General features: G+C 70.6%; 12 protein-coding genes. 7 read left to right on the plus strand and 5 right to left on the minus strand.

The genetic code is table 11. The features are described from left to right. Nucleotides 1-1,015: 1,015 nt before the first annotated feature. From ACZ6QO_RS05420 to ACZ6QO_RS05435, 4 genes are all read left to right on the plus strand, one after another. A complete protein-coding gene (locus tag ACZ6QO_RS05420; RefSeq protein WP_465847896.1) occupies nucleotides 1,016-1,333 on the plus strand; it encodes a hypothetical protein in 318 nt (105 codons plus the stop codon). Between the two features lie 398 nt (nucleotides 1,334-1,731). Continuing rightward, nucleotides 1,732-3,465 carry an ABC transporter ATP-binding protein gene (locus ACZ6QO_RS05425; protein ID WP_465847898.1) on the plus strand — a complete coding sequence of 578 codons (1,734 nt, stop codon included), beginning with the start codon at nucleotides 1,732-1,734 and terminating at the stop codon, nucleotides 3,463-3,465. Beyond that, nucleotides 3,462-5,549 (plus strand): ABC transporter ATP-binding protein, encoded by a 2,088-nt coding sequence (locus tag ACZ6QO_RS05430; protein WP_465847899.1) that lies wholly within the window; start codon nucleotides 3,462-3,464, stop codon nucleotides 5,547-5,549. Before ACZ6QO_RS05425 ends, ACZ6QO_RS05430 begins: the two co-directional genes overlap by 4 nt. A gap of 62 nt (nucleotides 5,550-5,611) precedes the next feature. After that, nucleotides 5,612-7,537 (plus strand): hypothetical protein, encoded by a 1,926-nt coding sequence (locus tag ACZ6QO_RS05435; protein ID WP_465847901.1) that lies wholly within the window; start codon nucleotides 5,612-5,614, stop codon nucleotides 7,535-7,537. Here ACZ6QO_RS05435 and ACZ6QO_RS05440 read toward each other — a convergent pair. Together ACZ6QO_RS05440 and ACZ6QO_RS05445 are read right to left on the minus strand one after the other, a co-directional pair. Beyond that, nucleotides 7,527-7,853 (minus strand): hypothetical protein, encoded by a 327-nt coding sequence (locus ACZ6QO_RS05440; RefSeq protein WP_465847903.1) that lies wholly within the window; start codon nucleotides 7,851-7,853, stop codon nucleotides 7,527-7,529. The genes ACZ6QO_RS05435 and ACZ6QO_RS05440 overlap by 11 nt on opposite strands. A 297-nt stretch (nucleotides 7,854-8,150) precedes the next feature. Then, a complete protein-coding gene (locus ACZ6QO_RS05445; protein ID WP_465847904.1) occupies nucleotides 8,151-8,963 on the minus strand; it encodes a hypothetical protein in 813 nt (270 codons plus the stop codon). Nucleotides 8,964-9,180: 217 nt separating this feature from the next. Here ACZ6QO_RS05445 and ACZ6QO_RS05450 point away from each other — a divergent pair, with 217 nt between their 5' ends. From ACZ6QO_RS05450 to ACZ6QO_RS05460, 3 genes are all read left to right on the plus strand, one after another. Next, a complete protein-coding gene (locus tag ACZ6QO_RS05450) occupies nucleotides 9,181-9,795 on the plus strand; it encodes a hypothetical protein (RefSeq protein ID WP_465847906.1) in 615 nt (204 codons plus the stop codon). 141 nt (nucleotides 9,796-9,936) lie between these two features. Beyond that, nucleotides 9,937-10,716: an ABC-2 transporter permease gene (locus tag ACZ6QO_RS05455; protein ID WP_465847907.1), complete on the plus strand. Its 780-nt coding sequence runs from the start codon at nucleotides 9,937-9,939 to the stop codon at nucleotides 10,714-10,716. Nucleotides 10,717-10,936: 220 nt separating this feature from the next. Further along, nucleotides 10,937-11,728, plus strand: coding sequence for an SAM-dependent methyltransferase (locus tag ACZ6QO_RS05460; protein ID WP_465847909.1), 792 nt, complete (start codon nucleotides 10,937-10,939; stop codon nucleotides 11,726-11,728). Between the two features lie 102 nt (nucleotides 11,729-11,830). Here the strand turns inward: ACZ6QO_RS05460 and ACZ6QO_RS05465 are convergent, their stop codons facing one another. From ACZ6QO_RS05465 to ACZ6QO_RS05475, 3 genes are all read right to left on the minus strand, one after another. Further along, a complete protein-coding gene (locus ACZ6QO_RS05465; protein ID WP_465847911.1) occupies nucleotides 11,831-12,676 on the minus strand; it encodes an SDR family oxidoreductase in 846 nt (281 codons plus the stop codon). A 116-nt stretch (nucleotides 12,677-12,792) separates the two neighbouring features. Next, the gene (locus ACZ6QO_RS05470) at nucleotides 12,793-13,827 is read right to left on the minus strand and encodes a hypothetical protein (RefSeq protein WP_465847913.1); all 1,035 of its coding nucleotides are present in this window, start codon (nucleotides 13,825-13,827) and stop codon (nucleotides 12,793-12,795) included. Further along, nucleotides 13,743-14,066 carry a serine hydrolase domain-containing protein gene (locus ACZ6QO_RS05475; protein WP_465848087.1) on the minus strand — a complete coding sequence of 108 codons (324 nt, stop codon included), beginning with the start codon at nucleotides 14,064-14,066 and terminating at the stop codon, nucleotides 13,743-13,745. Before ACZ6QO_RS05475 ends, ACZ6QO_RS05470 begins: the two co-directional genes overlap by 85 nt. Nucleotides 14,067-14,125 lie beyond the last annotated feature (59 nt).

Below are 14,125 nucleotides of genomic sequence, written 5' to 3' on the forward strand. Positions count from 1 at the left end.
CCTCGAAGTCGTACCCGCGGGGACATGCCGGGACGCTCCTTGTGCACCAAGGCAGGCATGATCTCTGGACAAAACCCCACTATTTACAAGAAAACGCTGCGAAGTGGACGGGTCGCTCGACGGAGGTCACGACGAGGGTTCGCCGCGGTGTCGACCACGCCGGAGCCGCCAACAGGGGAGTGCCGATCCAGGCCGCGGCCGTGAGGATCACCGTCCGACCTCTGTGAGACCCGAAGGTCGGACCGGTCTGGACGGCCCGGTCGCGTTTGCTGGTCCGGTGTCTCAGCCGCACGGCCGCCACGCCGAGCGCGGGAGTGAACATCATGATGCCCGCCGGCGACCCGAACTGCGGAGACCCGAGGCCGTGCCCTGACCAGAGCGGTAAGGCGACGAGCCAGGATGCGCCATAAGTGACGACGCAGAAGAGGATGAGGTCGGCGGATCGCCTTTCTGTCACACGGCCTGACCCCGGCGGGCGCCGCGGATGACTTCGGGATACGGAGCCGTCTCCACGGCGGCACGAAATCTGACACGCCATCCTTCCTGATAACGATCGAATGAAGAGCGGGCCGGAGATGCCGCGCACAGTGGCGACTCTATGCGTGGCGATCCTCGTCCGAGCAGGACGAATGCGTTCGATGGTGTGACCCTTCCGATGCGAGGGACGGCAATCACTCTATGTCGGCTCGTCATTGACTTGCCGTATCACTCTTCGCGCTGACCAGCGCTTCGATCGCCCGTTGAGTGATTTCGGAGTGAAATCGTCCGGGGTTGACTTCATGGGCGGGGTGATGGAGCATCTCTATCAGTAACGGGGTAATGGCCGGCATGAAATCGGGGATGAAGCGGCCGTGCGCATTCGCGCCTCACGACCACGCGCATCCGCGATGTGCCAGGGGGAGTGATGGGGAAAGTCCTGGTGTTACTCATTCGGTCGTGTTAAGGGGAGATGTTGTCATCTGCTTTAGTAAGCAGGTGGCGGCCGGCCGTACAACAAGACGATAGGAGTTCGCCCATGTCTTCCATTCGGAGATCCTCGCTGGTCGTCGCGGTCGCCTTCGCGGCGGTCATGACGGCGTCCACTCCGGCCGCTCTCTCCGCGGCAACGGATTCGACGTCGCCCTCTTCTGGCCGGGCCGCCACCGTTGTGGCATGGACGCCGCCTCCGGGATACGAATTCGAGGCCACCTTCTTCGGTGGCAACGCCGGATGCGAACAGGCTGGACGGGCCGGAATTCAGGAGGGTGACTGGAACGCCTACGTATGCCATGAAACGCTGCGCAAGCTCGCCGACCTATGGTTCCTGTACGGCGATCTGTACGTACGCAGGTGATCGGAAGAACAGAAACAGCGGCCGGGCACTCCGCCCACGGGGGATATCCTGCGGTCTGAGGCCAGGCGTGCGCATGCCCGTCCGGGGCCAGGTGGCCGACCAGCCGGAGGTCGGGTGCAGGGTGGTTCGCGTCGGCTCCTTCCGAGCGGAACGGCGACACGCGCCGTCCGTCTTGGATCGTGCGCCGCGGGCGAGGCCCGGTCCGACCGCCCGCCTGGCCGTTGGCGTTCCGCGACAGGTGCGTAGCCGAAGGTCCCAGCCCGGTGCGCAGGACCGCGTCCCATCTCCGTGGGCGGTTTCGCCAGGCGAATAACCGGAGGAGAACACGTCAGCTCCTCCTATAGCGTGACCCGCGTGATTTCGACGATGTGTTGCACCGTGCTTCGTGGGGCGCGGGCATGTTGAGCCGGTTGTTGCGCGTCCACCTGCGGCCGTACTCGGCCGAGCTGGTGGCCGTGGTGTTCTTCCAGCTCGTGGGGACGATCGCGTCGCTGTACCTGCCGAGCCTGAACGCCGACATCATCGACAAGGGGGTCGCCACCGGGGACACCGGTTACATCCTCGGCATCGGCGGCTGGATGCTGACGGTGTCGCTGGTGCAGATCGCGTGTTCGATCGCCGCGGTGTACTACGGGGCCAAGGTGGCGGCCGGGTTCGGGCGCGACGTGCGGGCGGGGGTCTTCCACCGGGTGGTGGGGTTCTCCACGCGAGAGGTCGCCCAGTTCGGCGCGCCGTCGCTCATCACGCGCAGCACCAACGACGTGCAGCAGGTCCAGATGCTCGTGGTGATGACCTGCACGATGCTCGTCGCCGCGCCCATCATGGGCGTCGGCGGCATCATCATGGCGCTGCGGCAGGACATCGGCCTGTCCTGGCTGATGCTGGTCTGCGTTCCGGTGCTGCTGGTGTCGATCGGCCTCATCGTGTACCGCATGGTCCCGCAGTTCCGCGCGATGCAGACCCGCATCGACGAGGTGAACCGCGTGCTGCGCGAGCAGCTGACCGGCATCCGCGTCGTGCGGGCGTTCGTACGCGAACGGGAGGAGACCCGCCGGTTCGCCGACGCGAACGAGGCGCTGACCGGAACCGCGCTGCGCGTCGGGCGGCTGACCGCGCTGATCTTCCCCGTCGTGATGCTGGTCCTCAACGCGTCGAGCGTCGCGGTGCTGTGGTTCGGCGCGGCCAGGGTGGACGGCGGCGAGATCCAGGTCGGCGCCCTGACCGCGTTCCTCATGTACCTGATGCAGATCCTCATGTCGATGATGATGGCCACCTTCATCTCGATCATGATCCCGCGGGCGGCCGTCTGCGCCGAGCGCATCGGCGAGGTGCTGGACACCGAGTCGTCGGTGCGCCCGCCCGGCAGCCCGGTGCGCGAGGTGCGGACGCGCGGTGAGCTGGAGATGCGCGACGTCGAGTTCCGCTACCCGGGCGCGGCGGCGCCGGTGCTGTCCGGCATCTCCTTCCGGGCCGGCGCCGGCCAGACCACCGCGATCATCGGCAGCACCGGAGCGGGCAAGACGACGCTGGTGTCGCTGGTGCCCCGGCTGTTCGACGCCACCTCCGGCACCGTGACCGTCGACGGCGTCGACGTCCGCGACCTGGACCCCCAGATGCTCTGGACGCGCATCGGCCTGGTGCCGCAGAAGCCGTACCTGTTCACCGGGACGGTCGCGAGCAACCTGCGGTACGGCAATCCGAACGCCACCGACGAGGAGCTGTGGGAGGCCCTGGAGGTCGCCCAGGCGCGCGACTTCGTCGAGGCGATGCCCGAGGGCCTGGAGGCGCCGATCTCGCAGGGCGGCACCAACGTGTCCGGCGGGCAGCGCCAGCGGCTGTCGATCGCCAGAGCGCTGGTCAGCAAGCCCGAGATCTACCTGTTCGACGACTCGTTCTCGGCCCTGGACCTCGCCACCGACGCCCGGCTGCGCGCCGCTCTGCGCCCGCACACGGCGGAGGCCACCGTGGTCATCGTCGGCCAGCGGGTCTCCACCATCGCCGACGCCGACCAGATCATCGTCCTGGACGACGGCGTGATCGTCGGCATCGGCACTCATGACGAACTGCTGGACTCCTGTCCGACGTATGTCGAGATCGTCGAGTCCCAGGTGACCGCGGGGAGCGCAGTATGAGCCGGGTTCCAGCCGACCACCGGGAGGGCGGCGTGGGCGCTCCGTCCACCGCCGGCACCGGACAGGGCGCGCCGGGCGCTCCGGCGGCGTCGTCCAAGGCCGCCAAGACGCTCGCGGCGCCCGTCCGTCCGCCCGCGGGAGGCGGCCCGTTCGGGCGGGGGCCCTTCGGGGGCGGCGGGATGCCCGCGGAGAAGTCGATGGACTTCGGGCCGTCCGCCCGGCGGCTGATCCGGCGGCTGGACCCCGAGCGCCCGAGGATCCTGGCGGTGATCGCCCTCGCCGTCATCAGCGTCGTGTTCGCCGTCATCGGCCCGAAGATCCTCGGCCGCGCGACCGACATCATCTTCAGCGGCGTGGTCGGCAGGCAGCTGCCCGCCGGGTCGACCAAGGAACAGGCGGTCGAGGGCGTCCGCGCGTCCGGCAACGGCAACCTGGCCGACATGCTCGCCCGCATGGACCTCATCCCCGGCCACGGCATCGACTTCGCCGCCCTCGCCACGGTCCTGAGCTGGGCTCTCGGGCTGTACGTCGCGGCGTCGGTCTTCAGCTGGCTGCAGAACTACCTGCTCAACGACGCGACACAGCGCACCATCTTCCGGCTGCGGTCGGACGTCGAGGACAAGCTGAACCGGCTGCCGCTGAGCTTCTTCGACGGCCAGCCGCGCGGCGAGCTGCTCAGCCGGGTCACCAACGACATCGACAACGTGTCGCAGACGCTCCAGCAGACTCTCAGCCAGCTGCTCACCTCGCTGCTCACGGTCATCGGCGTGCTGGCGATGATGTTCGTCATCTCGCCGCTGCTCGCGTTGATCGCCCTGGTGACCATCCCGGTGTCGATGGTCGTCACCGGGCTGGTCGCCAAGCGCTCGCAGAAGCAGTTCGTCGCCCAGTGGGCCCACACCGGCACCCTGAACGCCCACATCGAGGAGGCGTTCACCGGGCACGAGCTGGTGAAGGTCTTCGGCCGCGGGCCGGAGGTCGAAGAGGTGTTCCGCGAGCGCAACGAGGACCTGTTCAAGGCGAGCTTCGGCGCCCAGTTCATCTCCGGCGTCATCATGCCGACGATGATGTTCATCGGGAACCTCAACTACGTCGCCATCGCCGTCGTCGGCGCCGTCCGCGTCGCCACCGGGGCGCTGAGCCTGGGCGACGTCCAGGCGTTCATCCAGTACTCCCGGCAGTTCACCCAGCCGCTGACCCAGGTCGCGTCGATGGCGAACCTGCTGCAGTCGGGGGTGGCGTCGGCCGAGCGGGTGTTCGAGCTGCTGGACGCCGAGGAGCAGACCCCGGACGCCGCCGGCGCGCCGGCACCCGCCGACCGGCGCGGCCGCGTGGAGTTCGAGCACGTGTCCTTCCGCTACAACCCTGACCAGCCGCTCATCGAGGACCTGTCGCTGGTGGCCGAACCGGGGCACACCATCGCGATCGTCGGGCCGACCGGTGCGGGGAAGACCACCCTGGTCAACCTCATCATGCGCTTCTACGAGCTGGACGCGGGCCGCATCACCCTGGACGGCGTCGACATCACCGCGATGCGCAGGGACGACCTGCGCGGGCAGATAGGCATGGTGCTCCAGGACACCTGGCTGTTCGGCGGCACCATCCGCGACAACATCGCCTATGGCGACCCGCGGGCCACCGACGAGCAGATCCACGCCGCCGCGCGGGCCACCTACGTCGACCGGTTCGTGCGCACCCTGCCCGACGGCTACGACACCGTGATCGACGAGGAGGGCAACAACGTCAGCGCGGGCGAGAAGCAGTTGCTGACCATCGCCCGCGCCTTCCTGGCCGACCCTTCCCTGCTCATCCTCGACGAGGCCACCAGCTCGGTGGACACCCGCACGGAGGTGCTGGTGCAGCACGCGATGGCGGCGCTGCGCAGCGACCGCACCAGCTTCGTCATCGCCCACCGGCTGTCCACCATCCGCGACGCCGATCTGATCCTGGTGATGGAGGACGGCAGCATCGTCGAGCACGGCACCCACGACGAGCTGCTCGCCGCCCGGGGCGCCTACCACCGGCTGTACTCGGCCCAGTTCAGCGGCGCCCTGGTGGCCGCCGACGACGAGATGTCCGGGTGAGGCCACCAGGTCGCGGCGCGCGGACGATTCCTGCGTGACGCCGTAGTTGTTACCGTTTGCCGGTGGTCGCCTACACCGACGCCCGCCGGCGGCTGAGCGCTCACGCGCGAAGTGCCCGCCCCGGCGGACCGGTCACCGTCGTCAACCTCTGCGGCCCGGTCGGCGTGGGCAAGAGCCGGCTGGTCTCGGCGCTCTCCGGCACGGTGGCCGACCTGGCCGCCGGGCCGGCGCCCGCGGTCCCGCCGGCCGGCGGCCTGCTGGTGGTCGACGGCGTGGACCGCGACGAGCACGCCGAGACGGTCGGCGAACTGCTCGCGCGCGTGGCGCCGGGCACGTGCGTCGTGGTCGTCGGCCGCAGGCCGCTGGCCTCACGGCCCGGCTGGTCCGGCCGGCGGGTCGAGACCGTGCCGCTCGACCCGTGGAGCCGGGCGGCGGTACGGCGCCTGGCGCGGTCGCGCGGCCTGCGCGACCCTGCCCGGCGTGACCTGGTCGCCGATCTCTCCGGCGGCATCCCGCTCATCGCCGACCGCCTCATGCGGGCCCTGGCGGCGGGAACGGCGGCCGGCGCGCCGGCAGGAGTCGCGGGCCCCGCGGACGAGACGGGGAGCGACGTGCTGGGGTGGCTCGCCGACGCCGCCGCGAGGGAGCTGCTCGGCAGGCTCGCCGTCGAGGTCGCCGGCCCGGTGCCCGGCGCGCTGCCCGTCGTGGCGGCCGTGGGCGGCGCGGACGCCGACCTGCTCGCCGCGCTCGTCCGGGGGACGCCCGGCGAGTTCGACCGGCTCGGCGCGTTGAGCGTCGTCCGGCCGGACGCGCACGGACTGGTGGTGGCGGAACCCTTCCGCACGATCTTCGAGCTGGCGTACCGGTGGCGGCATCCGGTCACCTCGCACAGGCTGCTCGTGAAGGGGTCCGCGTACCGCCGTCGCCAGATCGCCGGCACCCATGACCCCGTCCTGCGCGCCAAGCTGGCCGACCAGGTCCTGCGCATGTCCGCCCACCCGCAGGTCCACCGCACCTTCTTCCCGGCCGTGCCGGGCGCGTTGCGCGTCAGGGCGGCGACGACGGCGGACGAGGACGACATCGTGCGGCTGACCCGCCAGTGGGCCGACATGGAGTCGCTGGACCGTCGTCGCGCCGACCGGATGCTCGACCTGTGGATGTCCGCTCCCGCGAGCCGGTTCGACCTCGTCGTCGACGGCGAGGACCGGCCGCTGGGCATGGCCAACATGACGCGCGTCGGCGACGGGGCCGCGCCGGTGCTGGAGGCGCTGCTCCAGCAGTACGCCTCGCCGCTGGCCGGCGCGCGGCGGGATGACGGCTCCGGCGGCGTCGTCCTTGGCATGATGGTCACCGCCCACCGGCGTCCGGCGGCGCACGCCGTCATGCTCCGGCACATCCTGACCGCCGCCATGGCGGCCGGCACGGTGGTCGTCTCCACGCCGTGGCCGCCCTACCAGCAACTGTCGGCGCGCCTGGGCCTGAGCCACCTGGGGGAGACCCGCGAGGACCGGTTCCGCTGCGGTCGCAGGAGCGGCGTCTTCTCGCGCACGTTCACCCCCCGCAACATGCCCGCGTGGCTGCGCCGGCTCGAACAGGAAGTCGTGCCCGCCGTGGACGACGCCCTGGTGGACGCGGTTCGCGCCGCGCTCAGCCGTCTGGGCGACCCGCGCATGCTGGCCGCGAGCCCGCTGCTCGCCGTTCCGGGTCTGGGGTCGCCCGAGGCGATCGTCACCTTCGTCCGGCGGCGGGTGGAGTCGCTGGCGTCCTCGGACTCGCCGGTCGACAGGGAGGCCGCGGAGATACTTCGCCTGTACTACCTTCGCGGCGGCGCCGGGCACGAGATCATCGCCCACCGCCTGCATCTGAGCCGGGCCACCTATTTCCGGCGCCTGGACCACGGCATCCGCCACCTCGCCGAGGCCGTCCGGTGGCCGGTGGGCCCGGGCGGCGGCGCCGGGCCTCACCGGAACCCGCCTGTTACAGGTTGACGATGGTGTGGGCGCCGAGTTCGGTGCGGGCGGGGCACCGTGCCAGCGACGTGCCCGTTCCGGGGCCGTACACCAGAGTGCCGTTGACGCGGACGATGGTGCCGCGCGGGGTCTCACAGTCGACGCGCAGATACCACGCGGTGGCGGTGGGGTTCGTGCACGTGGCCGCGATCTGCGGGATGGAGAGGTTGTAGCTGTAGACGCAGCTCGCCGGGTCGACGGCGGCATGGGCGGGTAACGCGGTCGATGCGGTGATCGCGACGGCCCCGATCAGGGCGGCGGCCGCACCTCGGCTGATGCCTCGGACGATGGACACGGTGACCTCCTTCGTGGTTCGTGCCCCGAAGGTAACAACGCCCGCCGGCGGTGAAGTCTCACATGAGTCTCAGGCCCTGTCGCGCCGTCCGCCGTCGGACGGCTGCGCTTTCCCGACATGCTGATGGTCGGCGGGCTGGGGGCGGGCATCAGGACCAAGGACTACTCCTCCGCCTGCAAGCCGCCCGCACTCAAGCGGCCCGAGGAACACCCGGCCCCGCACGACCAGACGGCCGCCGGGCGGGTCTCAGCGGAGCCGTTCCGGCGCGGGGAGACACCACGAACGGGACAAGGCCGGTCAGCGACCCGGTCTTGTCCCCTCGGTGGCCGCCGCCAGTCGTTCGATGGCGGCGCGCAGCGGCCGGGCCGTGCCGTCCCGCTCCCATTCTTCGACGGCCACGGGTATTCCGGTCTCCTGCCGCACTCTGGCGGCCAGCGCGGCGAGGTCCCCTTTGTCCCGGACGCAGGTGATCATGATCAGGGCGTCGTGCCCGGTGCTCAGCACCTGGCGGACGAACCGGCCGGTGAAGTGCTCGGAAAGCCTTCCGCTCATGGTCGGGGCGAACATGGCGAAGACGCCGATGCGCATGTCGCCCCGCTCGGAGATCCATACGACGAGCGGGTCTCCGATGCCGGCGTCGTGGTGCACCGCGATGCGCTCGCCGTCCCGGAGAGCCCCGATCGACGCGTCCCTCACACGCGCCTCGAAGAGCAGCGTGTCGATCAGCGCCAGCATGGAGTCGGAGTACGCCTTGGGAGCCGTCGCGTCGATGATCTCAAGGAGGCGGCGCGCCTCGTCGCTGGGCAGGTGGGCGGCCAGCCCTAGGGCGGACCTGCGCCAGTGCCAGGCCATGCGCACCTCGAAGTCCTGGAACTTCGCCCCCACGATGGGCATCCCGGTGACCGCGAGCAGCAGGAACGCCGCTCCCGTGAGCAGCAGCACCGCGCTTCCGACCTGGTTCTCGCTGACGAAGACCGAGGCCACGCCCGCCCCGGTCAGGACCGTGCCGACCGCCGAGGCGCCGAGGCGCTGCCCTCCTCTGAGCGGTACGGGCTCCAGTGAGTGGGACTCCGACGACTCGGAGACGTCGCTCGGCCCGGCCTCTGGCATGACTCGATCCTAGATCGCTCTCGCCCTCGCCTTGACCGGCGCCCGGGTAGAGGCGCCTTGCGGCCGTGACGGGGGAGGCCGCAGCCGGGACGGCGGTCCCTTCGGGTCGTGCTCATGCCGCGCGAGCGCGTGACCACGAGCCGGTGAACCGCCCGCCCCGTCCCATCCTGACGTCCCTCGGCGGCAGGTCAGCGGGGGGTCATCGGTGGTCCGTAGCTTGAGCGAACGTCTTCGCGCGCGGTGGCGCGCGGTCGCGGCGGTCGCCACGGCCGCGACGTCCCTGTGCGCCGGGGTGGCGTCCGGTGGGGCGGTGGCGATGGCGCGGGCGGTGGTCTCGCCGCAGCCGCAGGGCGAGGCGTTCGGATTCCAGGCCGCCGGGCCGGTGGTGGTGCCCCGGTCCCCGGACGTGCCGTGCCCGCCCAACTTCACGAGAATCCTGGCATCCCTGCCGACCCCCGTGGGGACCGCGCGGGCCCTGCGCGCGGCCTGCGCCGTCGAGACCGGGGCATCCACGGCGTACGCCGCCGTGGACGGCGCCGACCTGCTCGACGGCGCGGTGCGGGTCGTCGGCGCGCGGAGCTTCTGCCGGGCCGCCGGCGGCGGAGTCACCCGGTCCTCGGCCGTGGACCGGATCAACGGAACGGCGATCGGCAGCGCTCCGGGATCGCTGACCCTCTCGGGCGGCATCATCGTCCGCTACAACGAGAACGTCACCGACACCGACGGCAGCGCGGGGCGGAACGCCGTCCGGATCACCCGGCCGGACGGGCTGGTGATCATCCTGGCCGGCTGCCGGTTCGGCTCCGGCGCCGCACGCACCTTCGGGCGATGAGCGCGGCGGCTTCAGCCCTGGGGCGGACATCCTGTGGGCCGACGCGGGGCGCGGCGGTTCGGACGGCGGGCCGATGCGCCGCCGCCCGGGACGCGAGAGCGTCGAGGAGTCCCCATCGACGCCGGCGCCGGAGGAACCCTGATGATCGATGTCCTGGCCGCGGAGTGGCACAAGCTCCGATCGGTCCGCTCCACCTACTACACGCTGGGCGTCGCCGCGGGCGGCCTGCTGCTCGGCGCGGCGATCGCCATGTCGGCGGCGGCCGCCTTCGACGACGCCCCGCCCGGACGGCGGCCGACGTCCTCGATCGCGCACATCGAAGAGGTGGTCGTGATGATCCCGCAGCTGTGCCTGGGCATACTCGGCGTGCTCGCGGTCACGTCGGAGTACGCGACCGGGACGATCAGGACGAGCCTGATGGCGGTGCCCCGGCGCTGGCCCGTCCTCGCGGCCAAGGCCGCCATCCTCGCCGGGCTCGCGGCGCTCGCCGGGCCGCTTGTCGTGTTCGGGACCTATTTCGTCAGCCGCTCGGTGATCGGCGGCCGGTTCAACGGCGCCTACCTCGTCCCCCTGGCGGACAGGGCGCTCCTGCTGACCGTCACCGGATCGTCGGTGGTCGTCTTCGCCCTGGTCGGGCTGGGACTAGCCGCGATCTTGCGGTCCACCGCGGGGGCGATCGTCATCCTGGTGGGGCTGGTGTACGTGATCCCGATGGTGGCGGGCAACCTGCCGGAGCCGTGGAGCGAGCGCATCGGATCGGTCATGCTGCCGGGCCTGCCCCGCCAGATCATCGGCGCCTCCAACGCCGATTCGGTTTACGGGTCGCTGCTGTCCCCCGCCGGAGCGGTGGCGGTGCTGCTCGCGTACGCCGTGCTGCCGCTCATCGCGGGCGTTCTGCTCCTGCGCCGCAGAGACGTCTGAACGGCCGGGCGTCCTGCCCGTCCGCCGCCGGGGAGGGCCTGGACGCGGGCCGGCGTCCGTGCGTCGCATGGCTTCAGCGGCGCGCGTGACAGGCGGGCCGGGAATCGTCGTCCACAGGTTGTCCGTCCGCCGTTGAGAGCGGAGTCGACGGCTGTTAACGTCAGGCCCCGGATCATGCGTGGTCGAACGGCCTTATGACACCGACCCTTGACGAGGTGGTATGAATTCCGAGCCGCTGAACCCAGGCTTTGATGCGACAACGCCCAATGTGGGGCGAATGTACGATTATTACTTGGGCGGCAAGGACAATTACGCCTCCGATCGCGAGGCGGCCGAGCGGGTGATCGGCGTCTTTCCGCGCACCCGCGAGCTTGCCGTCGCCAACCGCCGTTTCCTGCGACGCGCCGTCGAGTACGCCGCGGGCGAGGCGGGCATCGACCAGTTCCTCGACATCGGCTCGGGGCTGCCCACGCAGGAGAACGTGCACGAGGTGGCCCAGCACGTCGTTCCCGGCGCGCGCGTCGCCTACGTCGACCTGGAGCCGATCGTCCTGTCCCACGGCCAGGCGCTGCTCGCCACCGACGACCAGACCATCATGGTCGCCGGCGACCTGCGCCGGCCGCACGAGATCGTCACCGATGAGACCATCCGCGGGCATCTCGACTTCGAGCGGCCCATGGCCGTCCTGCTCGTCTTCGTGCTCCACTTCATCAGAGACGAGGAAGACCCGCGCGGCATCGTCCGTACCCTGACCGACGCCCTGGCCCCGGGGTCGGTCCTGGTCCTGTCACACGCCGAGGCCGATCAGCGGCTGATGCCGGGCACGTCGGTGTACGACAGGGCCAGCTCTCCCGCCGTCCTTCGGTCCTACGAGGAGATCGAGGCGTTCTTCGACGGCCTGGAACTGGTGGAACCTGGGGTGACGCGCCTGGACTCCTGGCGGCCGGGACCCCGGTCGCGCCCCGGGGAAGACGACCTGCCCGCCTTCTGCGGCGTAGCCCGCAAACGCTGACCCGGCCGCCCACGCCGGGACGCGTCGAGCGAGACGCGGACGAGCGCCGCGGCGAGCGCGCGGTGGAGACCATCCTGGCCGCGGTGTCCTGACCGGTTCGGCTCAGCGGAAGTCGGCGGCGTGGTCGGCGGCCCACTGGCGGAAGTCGGTCGCGGGCGAGCCGGTGACCTCCTCGACGGTCGTGGTGACCGTCTCCGGGACCGCCGCCATCGCGGCCTGCCCGGCCAGGATGTCCCGCACCAGCGAGGCCGGCATGCCCTGGGCGATCAACGCCTGCCGCGCGGCCTCGGGGGATGTCTCCTCCCAGCGCACCGGACGGCCGACGGCCTCGCCGATGAGGCTCACCTGCTCGACCTGCGTGAGCGCCCGCGGCCCGGTCAGCTCGTACCTGGCGCCGCCGTGACCCGGACCGGTCAGCGCGCGCACGCCCACGGCGGCGATATCGCGTTCGTGGATCAGCGACCTGCGCGCGTCCCCGTACACCCAGCGGACGGTGCCGGTGTCCCGGATCTGCGGCGCCCACAACAGGGTGTTGGCCGCGAAGCCGCTGGTGCGCAGGAACGTCCACTCCATCCCGGACCGCTCGATCAGGTTCTCCAGGCGGGCGTGCGAGCCGAGGATCGTCCCCTCCGCCTGCTGGAGCCCGGAAACGCCGCGCGCGGACAGGTAGACGACGCGCCGGGCCCGCGCGGCGATCGCCTCGATGGCGGCCGGGGCGGCGTGGTCGGCCGACAGGGTGGGCCAGACCAGGAACACCGCCTCGACGCGGTCCAGCGCCGCGTCGAGGGTCTCGGGTTTCGCCAGGTCGCCGTGAACGACCTCGACGGTGTCCGGCAGCCCTGCGGCGGCCGGGTCGCGGGACAGCGCCCGCACCTCGGCGCCGGCCGCCAGCAGAGCGGAAACGGCCTGCCGCCCGACGCGCCCGGTGGCGCCCGTGACCAAGATCATGACGTTCTCCCTCGTCAGAAGTACAGGGCGACCATCGTGAAACATGAACCTCGGTTGAGGTCAACATCGCAAGCCCGGATGTCGGCGGTGAATCACTTGCTCAGCGAAGCGTCATGTCAACTGGGAGAGGGGCGGGACGATTCAAGTCGCGACGAGTCGTGATCCCGGTAATTTATCTGGGCGTACAGAGATTTGTCCTCGGCGGAATTTATCGCGACATACATGACTCGGCCATCCACGATCTTCGTCGCCCCGGCGATGCAGCCAAAGCACATCCGGTCATATGATGGCGTTTCGGGGGTGAGATGCGACCAGCCCGCGGACCAGAAGCCACTCAGGAACTCCTCTGCCGGCCTTCCGCCGGCGAGACCGGCCTGAAGTTCCATTCCGTCGTTCCCCTCATCGCAGTCATTCCATTCTGACACCCTGCCGATGGCGCCGGCCGGGAACAGTTCGAAGGTCTCCGCTTTGAGCCGTGCGATTCGCTGGTCGACGGCCGAGACGCAGGCCTTCTGCTCCTCGTCCGCCGCGATCATCGAACATGCGCCGCAGGCGAGGCCGCCGAGCAGGGACGCGAGCAACAAGACGAACAGCGCGCGTCTCATGATATGGAGTTCCCCTCGATCTGGACCTGCCGAAATCTCGAAGGCGAGGGTGGCTGAATTGCGCGCGCCCCATACCCTGTCCGAGCCGCTCGGACCGGGGTGGCCGCGGCCCGTCCTCTTCCGAAAAGGGTAGCTTGCGGGCAAGGGAAACCGCTTCCGGATCGACCATAAGGGCGACAAATCGCGTGACCGGCTGGTTAGCGGGTTACGATCGTCTTCACGGGGATGTATCGACTTCGGGGTGATGGCTCTGCGTGCAGGGCCGCGATTTCGTCTGGGGGGCGGCATCATGGTGAACTCCTGGTGGGTCGGCAGGTGGCCGGTGGTGGATCCGGACATCCCCGAGGACGACAAACGGCGCATCGTCGGAAACAACGCGCTCGCCGACCGCCGTTTCACTCCCGGCAGCGCCGCGACCGCGTTCGCCGTCATCGGCGGAGTCATGTTCGTCGGCGCGCTCATCAGGCTGGCGCAGACGATGACCCGCGGCGACCTGTCGCCGGCCGACGGATCGCTGGTGATATCGGTCCTGCTGTTGACCGCCATCGCTGTGGGCGCGCCATGTGCTCGCCCGGCACCAGCCGCGGCAGATAACGCCCGATCGGCGCGTCCAGGTCGAGCCGGCCACGCTCCACCTGCCGCATGAGCGCGACCGACGTGAACGCCTTGGTGACACTGCCGACGCGGTGGTACATCCCCGGCGTCACGGGCCTGCCGGTGCGCACGTCGGCGACGCCGGAGGCTCCCGCCCATCGCGCGTCGCCGTCCCGGACGCTGGAGTACACGATTTCCAATCGGCCACACCGTCCGCGAGGTCCGTGCCGGTGAAGGGATGGACGCCGGA

The organism is Sphaerisporangium sp. NPDC049457 (assembly GCF_055586705.1).